Genomic DNA, 23,089 nt, shown 5'->3' with positions numbered 1-23,089 from the left:
ACGGTAGCCACAGCACTACGCTACGGATGAGTAGCAAGTCCCCCTTCTGAGCACCGCCCTCAGTCCCCTTAGAGCAGGCAGGGAGCCGCATCCCGATGTCCGAGCCGGAAGAGCTGCACCACCCCGACATCCACACCACCGCGGGCAAACTCGCGGACCTGCAGCGCCGCATTCAGGAGGCGACGCACGCCGGCTCGGAGCGCGCCGTCGAAAAGCAGCACGCCAAGGGCAAACTGACGGCCCGTGAGCGCATCGATCTGCTGATGGACGAAGACTCCTTCGTCGAGTTCGACGAGTTCACCCGGCATCGCTCCACCGACTTCGGTCTGGAGCAGAACCGTCCGTACGGCGACGGCGTCGTCACCGGCTACGGCACGGTCGACGGCCGCCCCGCCGCCGTGTTCTCGCAGGACTTCACCGTCTTCGGCGGCGCCCTCGGCGAGGTCTACGGGCAGAAGATCATGAAGGTGATGGACTTCGCCCTGAAGACCGGCTGTCCGGTCATCGGCATCAACGACTCGGGCGGCGCGCGGATCCAGGAAGGCGTCAGCGCGCTGGGCATGTACGGCGAGATCTTCCGCCGGAACACCCATGCGTCGGGCGTCATTCCGCAGATCAGCCTGGTCGTCGGTCCCTGCGCCGGCGGCGCGGTGTACTCCCCCGCCATCACCGACTTCACGGTCATGGTCGACCAGACCTCGCACATGTTCATCACGGGTCCCGACGTGATCAAGACGGTGACGGGCGAGGACGTCGGCTTCGAGGAGCTGGGCGGCGCCCGCACCCACAACGCCGTGTCGGGCGTGGCCCATCACATGGCGGGTGACGAGAAGGACGCCATCGAGTACGTCAAGCAGCTGCTGTCGTACCTGCCGTCCAACAACCTCAGCGAGGCGCCGGCGTTCCCGGAGGAGGCGGACCTCACCCTCACGGACGAGGACCGCGAGCTGGACACGATCGTGCCGGACAGCGCGAACCAGCCGTACGACATGCACACGGTGATCGAACACGTCCTGGACGACGCCGAGTTCTTCGAGACGCAGCCGCTGTTCGCGCCGAACATCCTGACCGGCTTCGGCCGGGTCGAGGGCCGTCCGGTGGGCATCGTCGCGAACCAGCCGATGCAGTTCGCCGGCTGCCTGGACATCGACGCGAGCGAGAAGGCGGCGCGGTTCGTCCGCACGTGCGACGCGTTCAACGTGCCCGTCCTCACGTTCGTGGACGTGCCCGGCTTCCTCCCGGGTGTCGACCAGGAGCACACGGGCATCATCCGGCGCGGCGCCAAGCTGATCTACGCCTACGCGGAGGCGACCGTCCCGCTGATCACGGTCATCACCCGCAAGGCCTTCGGCGGCGCGTACGACGTCATGGGCTCCAAGCACCTGGGCGCCGACCTCAACCTGGCCTGGCCGACCGCGCAGATCGCCGTGATGGGCGCGCAGGGCGCGGTGAACATCCTGCACCGCCGCACGATCGCCTCCGCCGAGGACCAGGAGGGCACCCGTGCCCGGCTGATCCAGGAGTACGAGGACGCGCTGCTGAACCCGTACACGGCGGCCGAGCGCGGCTACATCGACGGCGTGATCATGCCGTCGCAGACTCGCGCGCACGTCGTCCGCGGCCTGCGTCAGCTGCGGACGAAGCGGGCATCACTTCCGCCGAAGAAGCACGGCAACATCCCGCTCTAGAACGCCGCAGGCCCCGACCCCTGGGAGCAGACATGACGATCAAGGTCGTACGGGGCAATCCGACCCCGGAGGAGCTGGCGGCCGCCCTGGCGGTGGTCCGCGTGCGCGCCGCGGCGGCTGCCGCCGAGCCGTCGGGCGCGCCCCGGCCGCGGGACTCCTGGTCCGACCCGGCCCGGGTCGCCGCGCACCGGCTCCCGCAGCCGGGCTCGACGGCCTGGGGACGTACGTACTGGCCCGGCTAGGACCGGCCCGCTAGAGGACCTTCGCGACGGCCTCGGCCATCACCGCGTATCCGGCGTCGCCCGGGTGCAGGTGGTCGCCGATGTCGTACGCGGGGTGCAGCCGGTCCGGGTCCGCCGGATCGGCCAGGGCGCGGTTCAGGTCGACCACCGCGTCCCACTCGCCGTGCGCCGGGTCGCGCATCCACGCGTTCACCTCGTGGGCGACCTTCGCCGCGTGCTCGCCCCAGTGGTCGGAGCCACCGAAGGGCAGCAGGGTCGCGCCGATCACCCGGAGTCCGCGGGCGCGGGCCCGTTCGATCAACCTGCGGTGTCCCGCGACGAGTTCGTCGGTCTCGACGACCGGGGCGGGCCGGTAGGTCGGCTGGTCGTCCGTCTCGCTGAAGCCGATGTCGTTGACGCCCTGGAGGACGACGAGGGTGTCCACTCCCGGGTGGCCGAGGACGTCCCGGTCGAGCCGGTGGACGCCCTTCTCGCCGTACCAGGCCGAGTCGTTGAGCAGCAGGTTGCCGCCGATACCGGCGTTGAGGACGGGCCGGCCGGTGCGTTCGGCGAGCCGGTCGGACCAGCGCCGGTTCGTGCCCGGCGTGGAGCCGAAGCCGTCCACGATGGAGTCCCCGAAGAGCGCGACCCCGTCCGCGCGTCCGCCCGCGTCGACCTCGACGGCGGACAGGAAGTACCAGGACTCGGTGACCTCCGTGAAGCCGTGTCCGCCGACGTCGTGGAGACGGTCCCCGGTACCCCGGTGACTGGTCGCGAAGGCCTGAGCGTGGAAGGTGGCGGGCCCGGTCACGGCGTCGAGGTGCAGGGTGACGGTCACCGACTCCAGCCGCTCCAGGGGCAGTTCGACGGGATCGCTGACGAGGCCGCCGCGGGCCGGGATCTCGGCGTCGGCGGTCCCCGCGAAGGTGAGCCGGCGCACCGAGTCCGGCTCGACGGCGGCCCCGCCGGCGGTCCGGGCGACGGTGGCGCCCGCTATCCGCAGGGGTGAGGTGCCGTACGCGTTGGAGAGCCGGACGCGCAGTCGGTCGCCGCCCGCGGTGAGCCGGACGGCCTGGCGCAGCGACTGGCGCCAGAAGCCCTCCCGCGACCAGTTCGGGGTGAAGCCTTCCGCGGGGAGCTGGGGTGATGCGGTCCAGGCGGTGGTGAACATGACGGTTCCCTCTCCCGAGACACCTTAAGGGGACTGAAGTTCCTTTAGCTACGGGCCTGACAGTAGCAGCATCATCGACGTTAAGGGAACTGGAGACCCGTTTAAGCGGGAGGCGTACGGAGGCGGGTGCGAGCAGGGCGGGCGCAACTTGAGTACGCGTACTCAGGCGCCCGGCCGCACGGGCGTCGCACGATCGAGGACATGCTGTGGTCCGACCCGGAGAACGAGCCGCCCAAGGAGCTCCGCGACATGCAGACCATGTTGCGGCGCCTGGGCGTTCTCATGGCGCTGGCCATGGTGGTCGCGATGATCGTGCTGGGGGTGCGCTGAACGCTCCGGAGCGGATGGACGACGGCCGACGCACCGGCCGATCGGCGCCGATACCCTGAACGGCATGACCGATCAGCCGCGCCGCCGTCTCGTGCTCGCTTCGCAGTCCCCCGCCCGGCTCAACCTGCTGCGGCAGGCCGGACTCGCCCCCGAGGTGATCGTGAGCGGGGTCGACGAGGAGGCCGTCACCGCGCCCACCCCCGCCGAACTCGCCCTCGCCCTGGCCGAGGCGAAGGCCTCCGTCGTGGCGGCCCGCCCGGAGGTCCAGGGCGCGCTGGTGATCGGCTGCGACTCGGTGCTGGACCTGGACGGCGAGGCGCTCGGCAAGCCCGCCGACGCCGAGGAGGCGACGGCCCGCTGGAAGGCGATGCGCGGCCGTGCGGGCACGCTCCAGACGGGACACTGCGTCTGGGACACGGCGAGCAAACGCTGGGTGTCGGCCACGGCGTCCACCGTCGTCCACTTCGGCGAGCCGACGGACGCCGAAGTCGCCGCGTACGTCGCCTCGGGCGAACCCCTCTACGTGGCGGGCGCGTTCACGCTCGACGGCCGGTCGGCCCCGTTCATCGAGGGCATCGACGGCAACCACGGCAACGTGATCGGCATCTCGCTGCCGCTGGTGCGCAAGCTGCTCGCCGAACTGGGCGTGGGCATCACGGAGTTGTGGGCGCCCCGGGACAAGTAGGGCTCCCCGTGCGGCCGGCGGCCGGTCAGGAGGCCGAGGGGGCGGGTGGCGGGGTGACCGCGGGTCCCCCGTCGGCGCCCTTCCCCAGGTCGACGGCCCCTGCCCGGTCGGCGCCCTGCCCGGCACCGCTCCCGTGATGAAGGCCCTCGCCGCCGCCTGCGCCACCCGGCGCCGCGGCGTCGACCGGGGCCGCCTCCCGGCGGTCGTACGCCAGCAGGGTGAACACGATCAGCCCGAGCCCGACCATCATGAAGGCGAAGGCGCCCCAGCCGACCAGACCCACCGTGAAGGCGCCCAGCAGGGCGTGCACCACCGCGGCGCTGATCAGCAGGACACGCCCGACGAGACCGGGCGCGCGGTCGCGCACGCCGACCAGCAGCGCGGACACGGCGCACGCGGCGAAGTACAGGCCGAAGACCAGGCCGCCGATCTTCGACGACACCGCCATCGTGTCGGAGTCGAGCCCCGCCAGGGACATGTCCTGGCGGTCCACGACCACGCCGAGGAACCAGTTGAGGAGCGCGATGCCGATCGCCTCCGCGAAGAGCACGAGCGCCGTCACCCATGCCACCGGTCTGCGCACCACCGGTCCCACCCACTTCCGCGTGCTGTTACCCCAAGTACGTTCGAGACATCCCGAACGCTACTAACCGGTAAACCGCGGGACAAGGGTTCTGCCGAGGGCAAAGAATCGTTGGGCCATTCGTAGGGACTCCACAAAGAATCACTGTGGGCCGCAGCACGGAGCCACAGAGACCTTGGCCACATCAGAGGGCTAGGGTTCAGCCAAGGACTCCCGCGTGCTGCGGTGCGACAAGGGATTTCGCGGGTCGGGCGAGCCTCGTATCACGCTCCGTGTGGGCAAGCTCACCACTGGGGACGGGTCGAAACGTCGTGTTGGCTGTCCCTAAACTCGGCTTGTTTCAAGGAGGGAGCCATCGTGCGCAAGGTGCTCATCGCCAACCGTGGCGAAATCGCTGTCCGCGTGGCCCGGGCGTGCCGGGATGCCGGGATCGCGAGCGTTGCCGTGTATGCGGAACCGGACCGGGACGCTCTGCATGTCCGTGCGGCGGACGAGGCGTTCGCGTTGGGCGGTGACACCCCGGCCACCAGTTACCTGGACATCGCCAAGGTGCTGCAGGCCGCCAAGGACTCGGGTGCGGACGCCATCCACCCCGGATACGGATTTCTCTCCGAGAACGCCGAGTTCGCGCAGGCCGTTCTCGACGCGGGCCTGATCTGGATCGGTCCGCCGCCGCAGGCCATCCGCGACCTCGGTGACAAGGTCGCCGCCCGGCACATCGCGCAGCGCGCCGGCGCCCCGCTGGTGGCCGGCACCCCGGACCCGGTGTCGGGCGCCGAGGAGGTCGTCGCGTTCGCCGAGCAGCACGGTCTGCCGATCGCCATCAAGGCCGCCTTCGGTGGTGGCGGGCGCGGCCTGAAGGTCGCCCGCACCCTCGAAGAGGTCCCCGAGCTCTACGAGTCGGCCGTCCGCGAGGCCGTCGCGGCGTTCGGCCGGGGCGAGTGCTTCGTCGAGCGCTACCTCGACAAGCCGCGGCACGTGGAGACGCAGTGCCTGGCCGACACCCACGGCAACGTGGTCGTCGTGTCGACGCGTGACTGCTCCCTCCAGCGGCGCCACCAGAAGCTGGTCGAGGAGGCCCCGGCCCCCTTCCTCTCGGACGCCCAGGTGCAGGAGCTGTACGACTCCTCGAAGGCGATCCTGAAGGAGGCCGGCTACGTCGGCGCGGGCACCGTCGAGTTCCTCGTCGGCACGGACGGCACGATCTCCTTCCTGGAGGTCAACACCCGTCTCCAGGTGGAGCACCCGGTCACCGAGGAGGTCGCCGGCATCGACCTCGTCCGCGAGATGTTCCGTATCGCCGACGGCGAGGCACTCGGTTACGGCGACCCCGAACTGCGCGGTCACTCTTTCGAGTTCCGTATCAACGGCGAGGACCCGGGCCGCAACTTCCTGCCGGCCCCCGGTACGGTCACGACCTTCGCGCCGCCGTCGGGCCCCGGTGTCCGGCTGGACGCGGGCGTCGAGTCCGGCTCGGTCATCGGCCCGGCCTGGGACTCCCTGCTCGCCAAGCTGATCGTCACCGGCGCCACGCGCGAGCAGGCGCTCCAGCGGGCCTCGCGCGCGCTCGCCGAGTTCGACATCGAGGGCATGGCGACGGCGATCCCGTTCCACCGCGCTGTCGTCACGGACCCGGCGTTCGCTCCCGAACTCACCGGCTCCAGCGACCCGTTCACGATCCACACCCGCTGGATCGAGACCGAGTTCGCCAACGAGATCAAGCCGTTCACCGCTCCGGCCGACGCCGAGACCGACGACGAGCCGGGCCGCGAGACGGTCGTCGTCGAGGTCGGCGGCAAGCGCCTGGAGGTCTCGCTGCCGGTCTCGCTCGGCATGTCCCTGGCCCGTACGGGTCTTGCCGCGGGCGCCAAGCCCAAGCGCCGGGCCGCGAAGAAGTCCGGCCCGGCCGCCTCCGGCGACACGCTCGCCTCTCCGATGCAGGGCACCATCGTCAAGGTGGCCGTCGAGGAGGGCCAGGAGGTCAAGGAGGGCGACCTCGTCGTCGTCCTTGAGGCCATGAAGATGGAGCAGCCGCTGAACGCGCACCGCTCCGGCACCATCAAGGGCCTGCTCGCGGAGGTCGGCTCGTCCGTCACCTCCGGTGCCGCGATCTGCGAGATCAAGGACTGAACAAAACGAACCGGGTGACCACCCGGCTCACCCCCGGCGCCCGGCGAACCGCACCCGCGACCCGCCGGGCGCCACCCGTTCCCGCGCGGGGAACTGCGCCACCAACCCCCACCGCCGGACGGCAAACCGATAACCGGCAGCAGGGACGGGGGCGAAGCCCCCAAAGCCGCCGGGGAGCATCCAGGGGCGCGGGGAACTGCGCGACCAGCCCCCACCGACCGGCGGCAGAACGACGACCGGGAACTGGGGGCAGGGGCGAAGCCCCGGAGATAGCCGCGTGCCGCACACGCGGCCGTCGAGGTCCGGCCGACGACGGGCCGGTGGCATGCTGGGGACGGCCGGACGACGGGAGTCGGTTCCGGCGGGAGAGGTCAGGTGGAAGCGATGGTCGGCGCTGCCGCACGGGAGCGGGCCGGTACGTGCGATACGTCCGGGCCCCCCGGAGAGACGGGCGCGGCTCCACGCGTCATGCGAGCGGACGCCCGTCGCAACTACGCACGTCTGGTGGCCGAGGCACGGTCCGCCTTCGCCGAACACGGCACGGACGCGTCTCTGGAGGACGTGGCCCGACGCGCGGGCGTCGGGATCGGCACGCTCTACCGCCACTTCCCGAACCGGCACGCGCTGCTGAGCGCGGTCTTCGAGGAGGCCGTGAGCGACCTGCTGAGCCGCTCACGCGAACTGCTGGACGCCCCGCAGCCGTGCACCGCCCTGGTGGACTGGCTGCGCGCGATCGTCACGCACGCGAGTGAGTACCGCGGGCTCGCACGCGCCCTCATGTCGGCGGCGCGGGACGACGGTTCACATCTGGCCCGGTGCAGCGGCCCGATGCGGGAGGCGGGCAGCGCCCTGCTGCTCCGCGCCCAGGAGTCGGGGGCCGTACGCGCCGACGTGTCGATCGGTGACCTCCTCCAGCTGACCAACGCGATCGCGCTGGCGGCGGAGGAAACCCCGGACGACTCCGGACTGGCCGACCGTCTGCTGAACCTGACACTGCGTGGTCTGAAGCCATGAACCGGACGGGGCGGGAAACCTGCCCCGCTGTCCGTTCCACTGACCACCGGCACCGCTCAGCGGCGTCGAAGGTCGGCCACCCGTGCCCTTTCGGCCGGGGGCTGGTCCCCCATCACCGTCGCGCTGCGTAGTTGTGGTCCCGAACCCGGTCCGACCTGTCCGCGGCGCGGGCCCGGGAGGGGTACGTCCCGGCGTTGCTGGCGCCCCGCCGGCAGAGGGTCCCCTCCCGCACCGCCCGATGCCGATGACCCCGCCACCGCGATCTGTACGCCCTGATCGGCCAGGGCCTGCAGTTCGGTGGCCGCGCGGTCGTCGTGCGCGGGCGGCTCGTCCGTGACCAGACGGGTGATCAGGTCGGTCGGCACCGTCTGGAACATGGTGTCCGCGCCGAGCTTCGTATGGTCGGCGAGGACCACCACCTCCGCGGCCGCCTGGACCAGAGCGCGGTCCACGGACGCCGAGAGCATGTTGGACGTGGAGAGCCCGCGCTCGGCGGTCAGACCGCTCCCGGAGAGGAACGCCCGGGAGACGCGCAGCCCTTGGAGGGACTGCTCGGCACCCGATCCGACCAGGGCGTAGTTGGAACCGCGCAGCGTGCCGCCGGTCATCACGACCTCGACACGGTTGGCATGGGCCAACGCCTGGGCCACCAGCAGGGAGTTGGTGACGACGGTCAGGCCGGGGATCCGTGCGAGCCGGCGGGCCAGCTCCTGTGTGGTGGTGCCCGCCCCCACCACGATGGCCTCGCCCTCTTCGACGAGACCCGCGGCAAGATCGGCGATGGCCGTCTTCTCGGCGGTCGCGAGATGTGATTTCTGCGGAAAGCCGGACTCTCGCGTGAACCCGCCCGGCAATACCGCACCGCCGTGCCGGCGGTCGAGGAGTCCTTCTGCCTCCAGTGCGCGCACGTCCCGCCGTACGGTCACTTCGGAGGTCTGGACGACACGGGCGAGCTCACGGAGCGACACGGCCCCATTCGCTCGCACCATTTCGAGGATCAATTGGCGACGTTCTGCAGCGAACACGAAACTGACAGTAACCCCAACGACCGTCTGCTTTCAGCAGTTTGCGCCGAATAACAGAAGTTGTTCGCATGGCAAGGCACGAAGTGGTATACGCGCCTAATCGGTCCGCCTATGCCGCCGGAATGGGCCCCGACTCCCTGTGACCAGCGAAGAGTCGCCGGACGGGTCAGCCCTCGCCCGCGGTCTTGCGGGTGTGCAACTGCCGGGCGACCTCGGCGATCGAGCCCGACAGGGACGGATACACGGTGAAGGCGTTCGCGATCTGTTCGACCGTCAGATTGTTGTCGACCGCGATCGAGATGGGGTGGATCAGTTCCGAGGCCCGCGGGGCGACCACCACACCGCCGACCACGATGCCGGTGCCGGGGCGGCAGAAGATCTTGACGAAGCCGTCGCGGATGCCCTGCATCTTGGCGCGCGGGTTGCGCAGCAGCGGCAGCTTGACGCCCCGGGCGTCGATCTTGCCCGCGTCGACGTCCGCCTGCGAGTAGCCGACCGTGGCGATCTCGGGGTCGGTGAAGACGTTCGACGACACCGTCTTCAGGTTCAGCGGGGCCACCGCGTCGCCGAGGAAGTGGTACATCGCGATCCGGCCCTGCATGGCGGCGACGGACGCGAGGGCGAAGACGCCGGTCACGTCGCCGGCCGCGTACACGCCGGGGGCGGTGGTGCGGGAGACCTTGTCGGTCCAGATGTGCCCGGAGTCGCGGACCTTGACGCCGGCCTCCTCCAGGCCCATCCCGCTGCTGTTCGGGATGGCGCCGACCGCCATCAGGCAGTGCGTGCCGCTGATCACGCGGCCGTCGGCGAGGGTGACCTCGACGCGGTCGCCGACCCGCTTGGCGGACTCGGCGCGGGAGCGGGCCATCACGTTCATGCCGCGGCGGCGGAAGACGTCCTCCAGGACGGCGGCGGCGTCCGGGTCCTCGCCCGGCAGCACGCGGTCCCGGCTGGAGACGAGGGTGACGCGGGAGCCGAGCGCCTGGTAGGCGCCGGCGAACTCGGCACCGGTGACACCGGAACCGACCACGATGAGCTCCTCGGGCAGCTCGTCGAGGTCGTAGACCTGCGTCCAGTTCAGGATGCGCTCGCCGTCGGGCTGCGCGTCGGGCAGCTCGCGGGGGTGACCGCCGGTGGCGATGAGAACGGCGTCGGCGGTGAGGGTCTCCTCGTTGCCGTCCGCGGCGCGCACGACGACCTTGCGGGAGCCGTCCAGGGACTGCATGCCCTCCAGCCGTCCGCGGCCGCGCAGCACGCGGGCGCCGGCCCGGGTCACCGAGGCCGTGATGTCGTGCGACTGGGCGAGCGCGAGGCGCTTCACACGGCGGTTGACCTTGCCGAGGTCCACGCCGACCACCCGGGCCGCCTGCTCCTCGGGCGGGGTGTCGTCGGCGACGATGATGCCCAGCTCCTCGTACGAGGAGTCGAAGGTCGTCATCACCTCGGCCGTGGCGATCAGAGTCTTCGACGGCACGCAGTCGGTGAGCACCGACGCCCCGCCCAGACCGTCGCAGTCGACGACGGTCACCTCCGCGCCGAGTTGGGCTGCCACCAGCGCAGCTTCATATCCGCCGGGTCCGCCACCGATGATCACGATCCGAGTCACGTACTCCATTGTCCCGCACGCTTCAAGGTGCTTCCGCCCAGGGGGTCCCGGCGCGGGCATCCGGGTCACTTTGTTACGCGAGAGGCGTACGTTTCGCTGCCGTACCCTCGACCCCATGTCGCTCTACGCCGCGTACGCCGGCAATCTCGACCCGCGGCTCATGACGCGCCGCGCCCCGCACTCGCCGCTGCGCGCCACGGGCTGGCTGAACGGCTGGCGGCTGACGTTCGGCGGCGAGCACATGGGCTGGGAGGGCGCGCTCGCGACGATCGTCGAGGCTCCGCGGTCCCAGGTCTTCGTGGCGCTGTACGACGTCGCGCCGCTGGACGAGGACTCCATGGACCGCTGGGAGGGCGTCGGCCTGGACGTCTACCGGCGGATGCGCGTACGGGTGCACACGCTGGACGGCGAGGAGCCCGCCTGGGTGTACGTACTGAACGGGTACGAGGGGGGACTTCCCTCGGCGCGGTATCTGGGGGAACTCGCGGACGCCGCGGAGTCCGCGGGAGCGCCGCACGACTACGTCATGGAACTCCGCAAGCGCCCCTGCTGAGCGCGGCCCTCTGCCCGGCGCCCCTCCGACACCGGGCGCCCCCGCAGAGGCTCCCCTCGCGCGTTTTCGTCGGAAACGACAAGACAACGATCGCAAGACCGTGAGCTCTGTCATCTACGCGCGTAGGCCCGGACCGGCTACCCTCATGCGCGTGAACGCATCTCTTCTTCCGGACGACATCCAGGGCGACCCTCATGCCGCCGCTGACGCCGCCGCCACGCGCCTGCGCGAGCTGACCGGCGCCGACACCCATGACGTCGCCCTCGTGATGGGCTCCGGCTGGGCTCCGGCCGCGGACGCCCTCGGCACCCCCGAGGCCGAGTTCCAGGTCACCGAGCTGCCCGGCTTCCCGGCCCCGGCCGTCGAGGGTCACGGCGGCAAGGTCCGCTCGTACCTGATCGGTGACAAGCGCGCCCTGGTCTTCCTGGGCCGCACCCACTTCTACGAGGGCCGGGGGGTCGCCGCCGTCGCGCACGGCGTCCGTACCGCCGTCGCCGCCGGCTGCAAGACCATCGTGCTGACCAACGGCTGCGGCGGGCTGCGCGAGGGCATGCGCCCCGGCCAGCCGGTGCTGATCAGCGACCACATCAACCTGACGGCCACCTCGCCGATCATCGGCGCGAACTTCGTCGACCTCACCGACCTGTACTCGCCGCGGCTGCGCGCGCTGTGCAAGGAGGTCGACTCCTCGCTGGAGGAGGGCGTCTACGCCCAGTTCCCCGGCCCGCACTACGAGACGCCGGCCGAGATCCGGATGGCCCGGGTCATCGGCGCGGACCTGGTGGGCATGTCGACCACCCTCGAAGCCATCGCCGCGCGCGAGGCGGGCGCCGAGGTCCTCGGCATCTCGCTCGTCACCAACCTCGCCGCCGGTATGACGGGTGAACCCCTCAACCACGAGGAGGTCCTCCAGGCGGGCCGCGACTCGGCCGTGCGCATGGGGGAACTCCTGACCAAGGTGCTGGACCGCCTGTAGGCGGCGGGAGGTCCGTCCCCGGTTCCGGGGGCGGAACGACCGGGCAGACGGAACCGTACGACCGAAGAGAGGTGCACCCGAGGTGCAGGACGAACTCATCGCGCGGGCCACGGCGTGGCTGGCCGAGGACCCCGACGCGGAGACCCGTGAGGAACTCGCCAAGCTCGTCGACGCCGAGGACGTCACCGAGCTCGCCGCCCGCTTCGCCGGGACCCTCCAGTTCGGCACCGCGGGCCTGCGCGGTGAACTCGGCGCCGGGCCGATGCGGATGAACCGCTCCGTGGTCATCAGGGCCGCGGCGGGACTCGCCGCGTACCTGAAGGCCAAGGGCGAGACCGGCGGACTCGTCGTGATCGGCTACGACGCCCGTCACAAGTCCGCCGACTTCGCCCGGGACACCGCGGCCGTGATGACGGGCGCCGGCCTGCGCGCCGCCGTCCTGCCCCGGCCGCTTCCCACCCCCGTCCTCGCCTACGCCATACGCCACCTCGGCGCGGTCGCGGGCGTGGAGGTCACCGCCAGCCACAACCCGCCCCGGGACAACGGCTACAAGGTGTACCTGGGCGACGGTTCGCAGATCGTGCCGCCGGCCGACGCGGAGATCGCCGCCGAGATCGACGCGGTCCGGGCGCTCGCCGACGTGCCGCGCCCCGAGTCCGGCTGGGAGATCCTCGACGAGGGTGTCCTGGACGCCTATCTGGCCCGTACGGACGCCGTGCTGGCCGCGGGTTCGCCGCGCACCGCGCGCACCGTCTACACGCCGATGCACGGCGTCGGCAAGGAGGTGCTCCTCGCTGCATTCGCGCGGGCCGGCTTCCCCGAGCCGGTGCTCGTGGCGGAGCAGGCCGAGCCCGACCCGGACTTCCCCACGGTCGCCTTCCCCAACCCGGAGGAGCCGGGCGCGATGGACCTGGCCTTCGCGCAGGCCCGCGCGAGCGGCCCGGACATCATCGTCGCCAACGACCCCGACGCCGACCGCTGCGCCGTGGCCGTCCCGGCCGGCGGGGACTGGCGGATGCTGCGGGGCGACGAGGTCGGCGCGCTGCTCGCCGAGCACCTGGTCCGGCGCGGCGCGCGCGGCACGTTCGCCGAGTCGATCGTCTCGTCCTCGCTGCTCGGCCGGATCGCCGAGGGCGCGGGCCTGCCGTACGAGGAGACCCTCACCGGCTTCAAGTGGATCGCCCGCGTCGACGGTCTGCGCTACGGCTACGAGGAGGCGCTCGGCTACTGCGTCGACCCCGAGGGCGTGCGCGACAAGGACGGCATCACGGCAGCCCTGCTCATCACCGAGCTGGCCTCCGAGCTGAAGGAGCAGGGCAGGACGCTGCTCGACCTGCTCGACGACCTGGCCGTCGCCCACGGACTGCACGCCACCGACCAGCTGTCGGTGCGCGTGGAGGACCTGTCGGTCATCGCGGACGCCATGCGCCGGCTGCGCGAGCAGCCGCCCGCCGAGCTGGCGGGCCTCGCGATCACGAAGGCCGAGGACCTGGCCGAGGGCACGGAGCTGCTGCCGCCCACGGACGGGCTGCGCTACACGCTGGACGCCGCCCGGGTCATCGTCCGCCCGAGCGGCACGGAGCCCAAGCTGAAGTGCTACCTGGAGGTCGTGGTGCCCGTAGACGGCCACGCCGGCCTCCCGGCGGGCCACGCGAAGGCCGCCGAGCTGCTCGCCGCGATCAAGCGGGACCTGTCGGCGGCGGCCGGCATCTGACGACCGGACTCCGGCCCGGTGCCGGGGTCCGTACGCCTAAGGGGGCGCCGCGTTCCAGGACGCGGCGCCCCCTTCGTGCTGCCCGAGGGCGCGCCGGGGCGGGGCCGAGGCTCAAGCCCCGCGGACGAGGGGGCTGGTGTCGGCCGAGGGCCCAAGGCCAAGGTGACGAGGCCGGGCCAAGACGTGACGGGCCGGTCACTGGGGACGCCGGTCACGGCGCGCCCTCCCGTACACGCGACGGATCGTGTCCACTCGTGCGAGGAGCCCGGGCATGGCGCACGGGCCGGGCGCGGCGAGGGTCCGTCGTCCAGCCTTCCCCGGGTCGGGCGGCGGCCGGCGGTCGGAAGGGACCCGGGACGCTGAGCAGCCCCGGCGGACGAACCGGCGGGAACGCTGGTCGTGGAGCGGCCACCGACCGCGAGGCGGACGGGGCACCGGAGCGCAGGACGGCACCCTGCGACGGCAGGACAGGCCCACGGCGGAACGCGGAGCAACCCCGGTCGGCGGACAGACAGAGCACACAACGCGGAGCAGGCCCCGGGCCGAAGGCCGGACCAGGTACCCGAGCGCGGGCCGTCACCTGGCGATGGCCGGAGGGGGCGCCGGGCGCGGAGCCGCCCCGGGCCGTCGACGAGCGGGACGCTGGGCGACCCCCGGCCAAGGCGGACGGGAGGCCGGGCGCGGAGAGGCCCCGAGCGAAAGCGGACGGGAGACCGGGCGCGGAGAGGCTGCGGCCCGTCGACGAGCGGGACCCTGGGCGGCCCCCCGCCTGCGGACGGGCGGGAGAGCGGCCCGGCGCCGGGTGGGCTCAGCCCGTGGCGATCAGGATGGCCAGTACGACCGCGCCCGCGATCGCGGGGCCGAGCACCTCGTACGCCCAGCGCACCACGACCTCGCCCTGCGCCTCGGACTCGTGCGCCCGTGCCTCGGCGAGCCCGCGCAGGTCGTCCATGACCTGGTCGGTCTGCGAGCGGGTCGGCGCGTCGGCGACGGCACCGCGGCCGAAGGGCGACCGGCCCATCGAGGCCATGCGCCCCTCGACGCCACGGCTCCCGGTGGCGGCCTGCCCCTGGTGCTTGGCGACCTTCTTGCGGGCGCGCAGCGACACCGGCACGGCCCAGAGCTGGTACTTGGCGCCGTCGGTGTCGACGACCTCGTTCGAGTAGGACGAGCGCAGCGAGGCGACCTTGCTCCACGGCAGCACGACCACGCGGAGCGGGTTGCGGATGCGCAGCCGGTCCTCGTTCGCGTAGACCGCGGGGCGCAGGGTGAAGGCGGCCACCAGCGGGACGACCAGGATCAGCGCGGCGAGGGCCAGCCAGGGGGTGCGGCCGGTTCCGGAGACCAGGGCGTCGATGCCGAGCCAGCCCGCGATGAACAGCAGCAGGGCGCCGCCCGTGATCCCGGCGGGCGACCGGTAGATCCGGTCCTTGGCCTCGGGTCGCGAGGCGTCCGGAAAGGGTGACTGGTGGTCCGGGGTGCTCATGGCCCCGATTGTGCCCGACGACCGCGGTGCGCTTGGGCTCGGTGGGGTCTCACTATGGTCGCGAACTCTTCTCTCCCGCGGACCGCGCCGGATGGGTCCACCGCCCGCCCCACCTCGGCCCGGAGACACCTCGGCCATGTCCGGAGGGCCGGACTCGTCAGCGTGCGGAGCCGGTCCGGGCGTGTCCGACGTCACGGCCATGAGGTACGCGTGGCGCCCGGCGACGGCAGCGGCGAGGCGGTGCCGTCCTTCAGGATCGCGGCGTCTTCCTCCGGGGGACCACAGGAGCGGGGCCCGTGCCGGCGGCGCCCCGCAGGATGCGCCGGAACGTGGGGCACTCCAGGTGACTCGGGGCCGGGCAGACGGCGGCGTGTCGCAGGGAGTCGCTGAGGACGCCGAGCTCGCGGATCGTCCGGTCCAGCTCGTCGGCCTTGTCGGCGAGCATCCGGCGGTCGATGCGCGGCTGCCCGTCGGGGGCGAACATCCGGGCGATCTCGTCCAGCGAGAACCCGGCGGAGCGCCCGAGCGCGATCAGTGCCAGCCGCTCCAGCACGCCGGGGTCGAACTGCCGGCGCAGGCCGCGCCGGCCCGTCGAGACGATCAGCCCCTTCTCCTCGTAGTAGCGCAGGGTGGAGGCGGGCACGGCGGCGCGGCGCGCCACTTCGGCGATGTCCAGGTCCGGCATCCTCTTGACCTCAAGTCGGCTTGAAGTAGGACGGTGTCATCTCCCTGCCGTGGGGGCAAACACAGGAGGCGGTCATGGAAGCAGCCAAGGGCAAGCCGGACGACGAGCAGGCGGCGCGCTGGAACGGCCCGTCGGGCAACGCCTGGGTCGAGGCCCAGGACGTGGTGGACGCGTTGTACCGGCCGCTGCAGGACCTGCTCGTCGAGGCGGTCCCGGAGGGGCGCGGGGGCAGGGTGCTCGACGTCGGCTGCGGTACGGGCGGGACGACGGTGGCCGTCGCGCGGCGGCTGGGGCCCGAGGGGCGCTGTGTGGGCGTGGACATCTCGGGGCCGATGCTGGACGCGGCCCGGGTACGGGCCGAGCGGGAGGACGTACCGGTCTCGTTCGTCCGTGGCGACGCGCAGGACCACGCCTTCGAGGCCGGCGTCTTCGACACGGTCGTCTCGCGCTTCGGGGTGATGTTCTTCGACGACTCGGTACGGGCCTTCGCGAACCTGCGCCGGGCCGCGCGGGCCGGGGCGGGACTGCGGTTCATCGCCTGGCGCGACGTGGAGGAGAACCCGTTCATGACGACGGCCGAACGGGCCGCGGGGCCGCTCCTGCCCGACCTCCCGGAGCGGCAGCCCGACGCGCCGGGGCAGTTCGCCCTCGCCGACGCGGGCCGGGTCCGCCGCCTGCTGGAGGAGAGCGGCTGGGAGGACATCGACATCCGGCCCGTCGACGCGACCTGCGTGCTCCCCGCCGACAAGCTGGTCTGGTGGTTCACCCGTTTCGGTCCGGTCGGCACGGCTCTGCGCGCCGCGGACGGGCCGACCCGCGATCGGGTCGTCGAAACGGTCCGACCGGCCTTCGCCCCGTTCATCCATGCCGACGAGATCCGCTTCACGGCCGCCTGCTGGCAGATCGACGCGAGGGCCCCGGGCACGACCCCGGGCACACGGCCGGCCGTCTGACCTCCCGGAACCCGGGCGGCCCCGCGACCCGCCCCGACGACATCGGGGGCGCCCCCGTCCACGGACCCGCTCGGGGGCGCCCCCGAGCGGGTCCGTGGACGGCATCGGCTTGCCCTGAAGGCGACCCCACCAGCCGCCGCCACGAGGAACACCCGGGCCCCCGGCTCCGGAGGGGCGCCCCCGCCCCTCCCCGGTCCGGGGCCCACCGGCCGCCCGGGTGACCGGCCCGCCCCGGACCCGTCCTCGGGGCTGTACAGCCGCTACGCGCGTAGATATGCTCGTCTGGTGACCATGCCCACCTCTGCACCCGCTGCCCTCGCCGACGTGACCGCGTCCGACAGCACGCTGCGCCGCTTCCTCCACGGGCTGCCCGGCGTAGACGCGGTCGGCCTGGAGGCGCGCGCCGCCTCGCTCGGCACCCGTTCCATCAAGACCACCGCGAAGGCGTACGCGATCGACCTCGCCATCTCGATGGTCGACCTGACGACGCTGGAAGGCGCGGACACCCCGGGCAAGGTCCGGGCGCTCGGCGCCAAGGCGGTGCTCCCGGACCCGACGGACCGCACCGCGCCCACCACCGCCGCGGTCTGTGTCTACCCCGACATGGTGGCCGTCGCGAAGGAGGCCGTCGCCGGTTCCGGCGTGCTGGTCGCCTCCGTCGCCACCGCGTTCCCGGCGGGCCGTGCCGCGCTCGACGTGAAGCTGGCCGACGTGCGTGACGCGGTCGCCGCGGGCGCCGACGAGATCGACATGGTCATCGACCGCGGGGCGTTCCTCGCGGGCGACTACATGAAGGTGTACGACGAGATCGTCGCCGTGAAGGAGGCCTCGGGCGCCGCCCGGCTGAAGGTCATCTTCGAGACCGGCGAGCTGTCGACGTACGACAACATCCGCCGTGCGAGCTGGCTCGGCATGCTGGCCGGGGCCGACTTCATCAAGACGTCCACCGGCAAGGTCGCGGTGAACGCGACACCCTCGAACACGCTGCTCATGCTGGAGGCCGTCCGCGACTTCCGCGCCCAGACGGGGGTGCAGGTCGGTGTGAAGCCGGCCGGCGGGATCCGCACCACCAAGGACGCGATCAAGTTCCTCGTCCTGGTGAACGAGACGGCGGGCGAGGACTGGCTGGACAACCACTGGTTCCGCTTCGGCGCGTCATCCCTCCTCAACGACCTGCTGATGCAGCGTCAGAAGCTGGCCACCGGCCGCTACTCCGGCCCCGACTACGTGACGGTGGACTGATCCATCATGGCTTCCGCATTCGAATACGCCCCGGCGCCCGAGTCCCGCTCCGTCGTCGACATCGCCCCGTCCTACGGCCTGTTCATCGACGGTGAGTTCACCGAGGCCGCCGAGGGCAAGGTCTTCAAGACCGTCTCCCCCGCCTCCGAGGAGGTCCTCTCCGAGATCGCCCAGGCGGGCGAGGCGGACGTGGACCGCGCGGTGAAGGCGGCCCGCAAGGCGTTCGTGAAGTGGTCGGCGCTGCCGGGCTCCGAGCGCGCCAAGTACCTGTTCCGCATCGCCCGGATCATCCAGGAGCGCAGCCGCGAGCTGGCCGTCCTGGAGACGCTGGACAACGGAAAGCCGATCAAGGAGACCCGCGACGCGGACCTCCCCCTGGTCGCCGCGCACTTCTTCTACTACGCCGGCTGGGCCGACAAGCTCGACCACGCCGGTCTCGGCGCGAACCCGCGCCCGCTGGGCGTCGCCGGCCAGGTCATCCCGTGGAACTTCCCGCTGCTGATGCTGGCGTGGAAGATCGCCCCGGCGCTGGCGGCCGGCAACACGGTGGTGCTGAAGCCCGCCGAGACCACGCCGCTGTCGGCGCTGTTCTTCGCGGACATCTGCCGCCAGGCCGGCCTGCCCAGGGGCGTCGTCAACATCCTTACCGGGTACGGCGACGCGGGCGCGGCCCTCGTCGCGCACCCGGACGTGGACAAGGTGGCGTTCACCGGTTCCACCGCCGTCGGCAAGGCGATCGCCCGGCAGGTCGCGGGCTCGCACAAGAAGGTCACGCTCGAACTGGGCGGCAAGGGGGCGAACATCGTCTTCGACGACGCCCCGATCGACCAGGCCGTCGAGGGCATCGTCACCGGCATCTTCTTCAACCAGGGCCAGGTCTGCTGCGCGGGCTCGCGGCTGCTGGTCCAGGAGTCGATCCACGACGAGCTGCTCGACTCGCTCAAGCGCCGGCTGTCGACGCTGCGCCTGGGCGACCCGCTCGACAAGAACACCGACATCGGCGCGATCAACTCCGCCGAGCAGCTCGCGCGGATCACCTCGCTCGTCGAGCAGGGCGAGGCCGAGGGCGCGGAGCGCTGGTCCCCGGCCTGCGAACTCCCCGCGTCCGGCTACTGGTTCGCCCCGACGCTCTTCACGAACGTCACGCAGGCGCACACCGTCGCCCGCGACGAGATCTTCGGCCCGGTGCTGTCCGTCCTCACGTTCCGCACCCCGGACGAGGCGGTCGCCAAGGCCAACAACTCGCAGTACGGCCTGTCGGCGGGCATCTGGACCGAGAAGGGCTCCCGCATCCTCGCCGTCGCGAGCAAGCTGCGCGCGGGTGTGATCTGGGCCAACACGTTCAACAAGTTCGACCCCACCTCGCCGTTCGGCGGATACAAGGAGTCGGGCTACGGCCGCGAGGGCGGCCGGCACGGCCTGGAGGCGTACCTCGCCCCGTCGAGCCAGGAGGGCGAGCGTTAAATGAGCGCAGTCGAGAAGTCCGAGCAGCAGCGTCTGAGCGTGTTCAAGACCTACAAGCTGTACGTGGGTGGCAAGTTCCCGCGTTCCGAGAGCGGCCGGGTGTACGAGGTGACCGACTCGAAGGGCACGTGGCTGGCCAACGCGCCGCAGTCCTCGCGCAAGGATGCCCGGGACGCGGTCGTCGCCGCGCGCAAGGCGTTCGGCGGCTGGTCCGGTGCCACGGCGTACAACCGCGGCCAGGTCCTCTACCGCGTCGCGGAGATGCTGGAGGGCCGCCGGGAGCAGTTCGCCCGTGAGGTGGCGGAGGCCGAGGGCCTGTCGAAGTCGAAGGCGGCCGCGGTCGTCGACGCGGCGATCGACCGGTGGGTCTGGTACGCGGGCTGGACGGACAAGATCGCCCAGGTCGTGGGCGGCGGGAACCCGGTGGCGGGCCCGTTCTTCAACCTGTCGTCCCCGGAGCCGACCGGTGTCGTCACGGTGCTGGCCCCGCAGGAGTCGTCGTTCCTCGGTCTGGTCTCGGTGATCGCCCCGGTGATCGCCACCGGCAACACGGTGATCGTGATCGCGAGCGAGAAGTCCCCGCTCCCGGCGCTGTCCCTGGGCGAGGTGCTGGCCACGTCCGACGTGCCCGGCGGTGTCGTGAACATCCTGTCCGGCAGGACCGCGGAGATCGCGGCCCCGCTGGCCGCGCACCAGGACGTCAACGCGATCGACCTGGCCGGAGCGGACGAGGAACTGGCCAAGGAGCTGGAGATCGCCGCCGCGGACAACCTGAAGCGGGTCGTCCGTCCACAGGCTGTGGATTACGCGCGCACTCCCGGAACCGAGCGCCTGACGGCCTTCCTGGAGACGAAGACGGTCTGGCACCCGACGGGCGCGCTGGGCGTCTCGGGTTCCTCGTACTGAACCGTGGCCGCCCGCACGGCCACGGGATGACGCCATGAGCTGACGCCCGCGCCGCCGGGGCCCCGATCCGTGTCCCTGGGGCTCCGGGCAACGGAGAGCCGCGCTCCCCCTCCGTCCGGGGGGAGCGCGGCTCTCTCCTGTCCGGGCCGCCGGGACACTGCCCGGGCGGCCTCAGGTCAGTGCAGCAGCCCGGTCACCTGGCCGAGCACCGGGATGCTGCCGATCGACGGGGCCTGCGCCAACGGTCCCGTCAGGGTCTTCGACGACAGCGGCTTGAAGTCGGCGAGCTGGGTGCCCACACCGTTGTCGAGGGGGTCGACGCCCGTGCCCGCCAGCGGGTTGGGCTTGAGTCCCTCGACGGGGCCCGTGACATAGCCCACCGTTCCGGTGAGCGCCTGCAGTCCGGCCTGCGGGTCGATGTTGCCGAGCGAGGTGGGCCGGGTGCGCAGGGCGTCCACGACGGGGGCCGAGTCCGCGACGGCCGGGGAGGCGGCGGCGGCACCGGCAGCGACCACGCCGACCGCTGCGGCGATCCGCGCGGTCGTGCGGGCCAGGGTGGTCGGCTGGGCTGCGTGTCGCACCATCAGGGTTTCCTCTTTGACTAGCGGAGAGCGGGACTTCCCTGGCGGAGAGCAACGGAAGTGACACGCAGAGTAGTTGAAGGTGCTCCCCTCGCGGGCGGTCCGGGGGGGCGGATTCGCCCCTGCGGGTCAACAGGCATATCTACGCCAGTCGGTCGCCGTACCCCGGAACCCGTCGGCCCTGCCGCCGGCGCCGGGGATAATGTCCGGGAGCCGCGCCGTCGCGCGGCGCCGCCGGACCTGTCACAGAAGGTGCAGAGAATTGGGTTCCCACCCCCCGATATCCACCCGCGTGGTGCTGCTCTGCGGTCCCTCCGGCTCCGGGAAGTCCCTTCTCGCAGCCGACTCCGGCCTCCCGGTGCTGCGTCTCGACGACTTCTACAAGGAAGCCACGGACCCGACGCTGCCCCAGGTCGAGGGCAGCGAGGACATCGACTGGGACCACCCGCTGTCCTGGGACGCCGACACCGCGGTCGCCGCCATCGAGGAACTGTGCCGCACGGGACGTACGGACATCCCCGTGTACGACATCTCGCTGAGCGCCCGGACCGGCACCGAGACCCTGCGCATGGAGCGGACCCCGCTGTTCATCGCGGAGGGGATCTTCGCCGCCGAGATCGTCGAGCGTTGCCGCGAACTCGGCGTCCTGGCCGACGCGCTGTGCCTGTCGCGGGGCGCGGTGACCACGTTCCGGCGGCGCTTCGCGCGGGACCTCAGGGAGGGCCGCAAGTCGGTGCCGTTCCTGCTGCGCCGGGGCTGGCGGCTGATGCGCACGGAGCGTTCCATCGTGGCCCGCCAGGCGGCTCTGGGCGCGCATCCCTGCGACAAGGCCGAAGCACTCGGCCGGCTGACCGCCGCCGCGGCCGGGCGCCGGGCGCCCTCGCACCGCACCGCGGCGTAGTCACCGCGGCCAGGAACGAAAAGAGGTCCAGGCGGACCCCCCGTCCGCCTGGACCTTCTTCGTTTTCCCCCGTGGTCCCCCGTGACCCCGTTGGATCCCCCCACGACCGTCGTCGGCTCCCCCCGGAACCGACTCCCCCGGTCTGTTACCGCTCCCCCCAGACCTTCAGGCGACAAGCTCGCCGAAGGACTCCTCCTCGTCACGGCCGAAGCTGAGGACCTCGTCCTCACGCATCCGGCGCAGCGAGCGCCAGATGCTGGACTTCACCGTGCCGACACTGATGTCGAGGATCTCCGCGATCTCCGGGTCGGTGCGGCCCTCGTAGTAACGGAGGACCAGCATCGTGCGCTGGAGTTCGGGCAGCCGGGCCAGCGCCTGCCACAGGACGGCGCGCAGTTCGGTGCCGCGCATCGCGTCCGTGTCGCCGGGCGTCTCCGGCAGTTCCTCGGTCGGGTACTCGTTCAGCTTGCGGCGGCGCCACGCGCTGATGTGCAGGTTCGTCATGGTGCGGCGGAGGTAGCCCCCGACCGCGGCCTTGTCGGTGATCCGGTCCCAGGCCCGGTACGTCGAGAACAGCGCGCTCTGCAGCAGGTCCTCGGCCTCGAAGCGGTCACCGGTCAGGTGGTAGGCGGTTGCGTACAGGGAGGCGCGGCGCTCCTGGACGTAAGCGGTGAACTCCGCTTCCGACAGCGAGTGACGCTCCCCCGAGACCTCCCCGTACGCGGCTCCCCCGTGAGCCTTCCCCCCGGTCGTGCCCACGGCGGTGGCCGCCGTGGTGTTCTCCCCCGTGCGGGCGTCAACCACCTTCATGTGCACGGTGTGCTGACGCCCGGCGCCGCGATCGCACCCCCGCCCGATCACGGCGCCGGACTTCTCCGCGGCCCGGTTGACGTCGTGGAGCCGCGTGACAACCGCGCCAGTAATGGTGCTGTGCAGTGTGTTCATCTCGCGCCCCCCGTCGTGGAGTACCGGTGCTTCGGTCGTTCTGTGGTGCGTCCTGCCTTGTGTCGAAAAGCTTGCCCGGGCCACTTCATGGCCGTGTCCGCCGACTGTCACAGACCTGTCACAGGGGTCCCGCGCAGGCACACCACAGGCCGGTCACAGAGAAGAGCGGTACGACTACGCAGACGGATCCGTGGTGCCGTCGGCCCGGCCGTCGGAGGGCAGGTATCGGG

Annotated in this window: 22 protein-coding genes; 14 read left to right on the top strand and 8 right to left on the bottom strand. The window is 71.9% G+C overall.

What is annotated here, in order from left to right; genetic code table 11:
* The first annotated feature begins 95 nt into the window (after positions 1-95).
* Together ACIRQH_RS27995 and ACIRQH_RS27990 are read left to right on the top strand one after the other, a co-directional pair.
* Positions 96-1,688, top strand: a complete 1,593-nt coding sequence (locus ACIRQH_RS27995; protein WP_388869418.1) for an acyl-CoA carboxylase subunit beta — start codon at positions 96-98, stop codon at positions 1,686-1,688.
* 32 nt (positions 1,689-1,720) lie between these two features.
* Entirely contained in the window at positions 1,721-1,930 is a 210-nt protein-coding gene (locus tag ACIRQH_RS27990) for an acyl-CoA carboxylase epsilon subunit (RefSeq protein ID WP_358816564.1), read from the top strand.
* Positions 1,931-1,940: 10 nt separating this feature from the next.
* Here the strand turns inward: ACIRQH_RS27990 and ACIRQH_RS27985 are convergent, their stop codons facing one another.
* Positions 1,941-3,080, bottom strand: a complete 1,140-nt coding sequence (locus tag ACIRQH_RS27985; RefSeq protein WP_388929611.1) for an SGNH/GDSL hydrolase family protein — start codon at positions 3,078-3,080, stop codon at positions 1,941-1,943.
* A gap of 201 nt (positions 3,081-3,281) precedes the next feature.
* On the opposite strand from ACIRQH_RS27985, the gene mmpB reads away from it, so the two are divergent.
* Together mmpB and ACIRQH_RS27975 are read left to right on the top strand one after the other, a co-directional pair.
* A complete protein-coding gene (gene mmpB / locus ACIRQH_RS27980; RefSeq protein WP_266616068.1) occupies positions 3,282-3,410 on the top strand; it encodes a morphogenic membrane protein MmpB in 129 nt (42 codons plus the stop codon).
* A 64-nt stretch (positions 3,411-3,474) separates the two neighbouring features.
* Positions 3,475-4,095: a nucleoside triphosphate pyrophosphatase gene (locus ACIRQH_RS27975; protein WP_358816562.1), complete on the top strand. Its 621-nt coding sequence runs from the start codon at positions 3,475-3,477 to the stop codon at positions 4,093-4,095.
* A 25-nt stretch (positions 4,096-4,120) separates the two neighbouring features.
* On the opposite strand, the gene ACIRQH_RS27970 is transcribed toward ACIRQH_RS27975, so the two are convergent.
* Positions 4,121-4,666 (bottom strand): hypothetical protein, encoded by a 546-nt coding sequence (locus ACIRQH_RS27970; RefSeq protein ID WP_358816561.1) that lies wholly within the window; start codon positions 4,664-4,666, stop codon positions 4,121-4,123.
* Positions 4,667-5,035: 369 nt separating this feature from the next.
* On the opposite strand from ACIRQH_RS27970, the gene ACIRQH_RS27965 reads away from it, so the two are divergent.
* The gene (locus ACIRQH_RS27965; RefSeq protein ID WP_358816560.1) at positions 5,036-6,808 is read left to right on the top strand and encodes a biotin carboxylase N-terminal domain-containing protein; all 1,773 of its coding nucleotides are present in this window, start codon (positions 5,036-5,038) and stop codon (positions 6,806-6,808) included.
* A gap of 468 nt (positions 6,809-7,276) precedes the next feature.
* Positions 7,277-7,822 carry a helix-turn-helix domain-containing protein gene (locus tag ACIRQH_RS27960; protein ID WP_358816559.1) on the top strand — a complete coding sequence of 182 codons (546 nt, stop codon included), beginning with the start codon at positions 7,277-7,279 and terminating at the stop codon, positions 7,820-7,822.
* Between the two features lie 56 nt (positions 7,823-7,878).
* Here the strand turns inward: ACIRQH_RS27960 and ACIRQH_RS27955 are convergent, their stop codons facing one another.
* Together ACIRQH_RS27955 and ACIRQH_RS27950 are read right to left on the bottom strand one after the other, a co-directional pair.
* Positions 7,879-8,811, bottom strand: coding sequence for a DeoR/GlpR family DNA-binding transcription regulator (locus tag ACIRQH_RS27955; RefSeq protein WP_388869408.1), 933 nt, complete (start codon positions 8,809-8,811; stop codon positions 7,879-7,881).
* A 202-nt stretch (positions 8,812-9,013) separates the two neighbouring features.
* Complete coding sequence (locus ACIRQH_RS27950; RefSeq protein WP_358816557.1) at positions 9,014-10,462, bottom strand: NAD(P)H-quinone dehydrogenase; 1,449 nt, start codon at positions 10,460-10,462, stop codon at positions 9,014-9,016.
* Positions 10,463-10,568: 106 nt separating this feature from the next.
* On the opposite strand from ACIRQH_RS27950, the gene ACIRQH_RS27945 reads away from it, so the two are divergent.
* The 3 genes from ACIRQH_RS27945 (at position 10,569) to ACIRQH_RS27935 (ending at position 13,696) form a co-directional block, all read left to right on the top strand.
* Positions 10,569-11,006: a gamma-glutamylcyclotransferase gene (locus tag ACIRQH_RS27945; RefSeq protein WP_358816556.1), complete on the top strand. Its 438-nt coding sequence runs from the start codon at positions 10,569-10,571 to the stop codon at positions 11,004-11,006.
* Positions 11,007-11,157: 151 nt separating this feature from the next.
* Entirely contained in the window at positions 11,158-11,982 is an 825-nt protein-coding gene (locus ACIRQH_RS27940) for a purine-nucleoside phosphorylase (RefSeq protein WP_358816555.1), read from the top strand.
* An 82-nt stretch (positions 11,983-12,064) separates the two neighbouring features.
* Positions 12,065-13,696 carry a phospho-sugar mutase gene (locus ACIRQH_RS27935; protein WP_404227363.1) on the top strand — a complete coding sequence of 544 codons (1,632 nt, stop codon included), beginning with the start codon at positions 12,065-12,067 and terminating at the stop codon, positions 13,694-13,696.
* Positions 13,697-14,504: 808 nt separating this feature from the next.
* Here the strand turns inward: ACIRQH_RS27935 and ACIRQH_RS27930 are convergent.
* Complete coding sequence (locus ACIRQH_RS27930; RefSeq protein ID WP_358816553.1) at positions 14,505-15,182, bottom strand: PH domain-containing protein; 678 nt, start codon at positions 15,180-15,182, stop codon at positions 14,505-14,507.
* Positions 15,183-15,432: 250 nt separating this feature from the next.
* Positions 15,433-15,867 carry a helix-turn-helix domain-containing protein gene (locus ACIRQH_RS27925; RefSeq protein WP_404227359.1) on the bottom strand — a complete coding sequence of 145 codons (435 nt, stop codon included), beginning with the start codon at positions 15,865-15,867 and terminating at the stop codon, positions 15,433-15,435.
* 74 nt (positions 15,868-15,941) lie between these two features.
* Here ACIRQH_RS27925 and ACIRQH_RS27920 point away from each other — a divergent pair, with 74 nt between their 5' ends.
* From ACIRQH_RS27920 to ACIRQH_RS27905, 4 genes are all read left to right on the top strand, one after another.
* On the top strand, positions 15,942-16,820 hold the full coding sequence (locus ACIRQH_RS27920) for a class I SAM-dependent methyltransferase (protein WP_404227356.1): 879 nt from the start codon (positions 15,942-15,944) through the stop codon (positions 16,818-16,820).
* 291 nt (positions 16,821-17,111) lie between these two features.
* The gene (deoC, locus tag ACIRQH_RS27915) at positions 17,112-18,062 is read left to right on the top strand and encodes a deoxyribose-phosphate aldolase (RefSeq protein ID WP_358816658.1); all 951 of its coding nucleotides are present in this window, start codon (positions 17,112-17,114) and stop codon (positions 18,060-18,062) included.
* A 6-nt stretch (positions 18,063-18,068) separates the two neighbouring features.
* Positions 18,069-19,526, top strand: coding sequence for an aldehyde dehydrogenase family protein (locus tag ACIRQH_RS27910; protein ID WP_358816550.1), 1,458 nt, complete (start codon positions 18,069-18,071; stop codon positions 19,524-19,526).
* A complete protein-coding gene (locus tag ACIRQH_RS27905; protein ID WP_358816549.1) occupies positions 19,527-20,432 on the top strand; it encodes an aldehyde dehydrogenase family protein in 906 nt (301 codons plus the stop codon). It begins immediately after the preceding gene.
* Positions 20,433-20,608: 176 nt separating this feature from the next.
* On the opposite strand, the gene ACIRQH_RS27900 is transcribed toward ACIRQH_RS27905, so the two are convergent.
* Positions 20,609-21,016, bottom strand: coding sequence for a hypothetical protein (locus tag ACIRQH_RS27900; protein ID WP_358816548.1), 408 nt, complete (start codon positions 21,014-21,016; stop codon positions 20,609-20,611).
* Positions 21,017-21,275: 259 nt separating this feature from the next.
* On the opposite strand from ACIRQH_RS27900, the gene ACIRQH_RS27895 reads away from it, so the two are divergent.
* The gene (locus ACIRQH_RS27895) at positions 21,276-21,914 is read left to right on the top strand and encodes a uridine kinase (RefSeq protein WP_388869395.1); all 639 of its coding nucleotides are present in this window, start codon (positions 21,276-21,278) and stop codon (positions 21,912-21,914) included.
* Between the two features lie 165 nt (positions 21,915-22,079).
* On the opposite strand, the gene ACIRQH_RS27890 is transcribed toward ACIRQH_RS27895, so the two are convergent.
* The gene (locus ACIRQH_RS27890) at positions 22,080-22,859 is read right to left on the bottom strand and encodes a SigE family RNA polymerase sigma factor (RefSeq protein ID WP_164369416.1); all 780 of its coding nucleotides are present in this window, start codon (positions 22,857-22,859) and stop codon (positions 22,080-22,082) included.
* Positions 22,860-23,089: the final 230 nt, after the last annotated feature.

Source organism: Streptomyces sp. NPDC102279 (assembly GCF_044766365.1).
Taxonomy (GTDB): Bacteria; Actinomycetota; Actinomycetes; order Streptomycetales; family Streptomycetaceae; genus Streptomyces.
The sequence above is the reverse complement of the archived record's forward strand: the minus strand, read 5'-3'. Positions and strand labels throughout refer to the sequence as shown.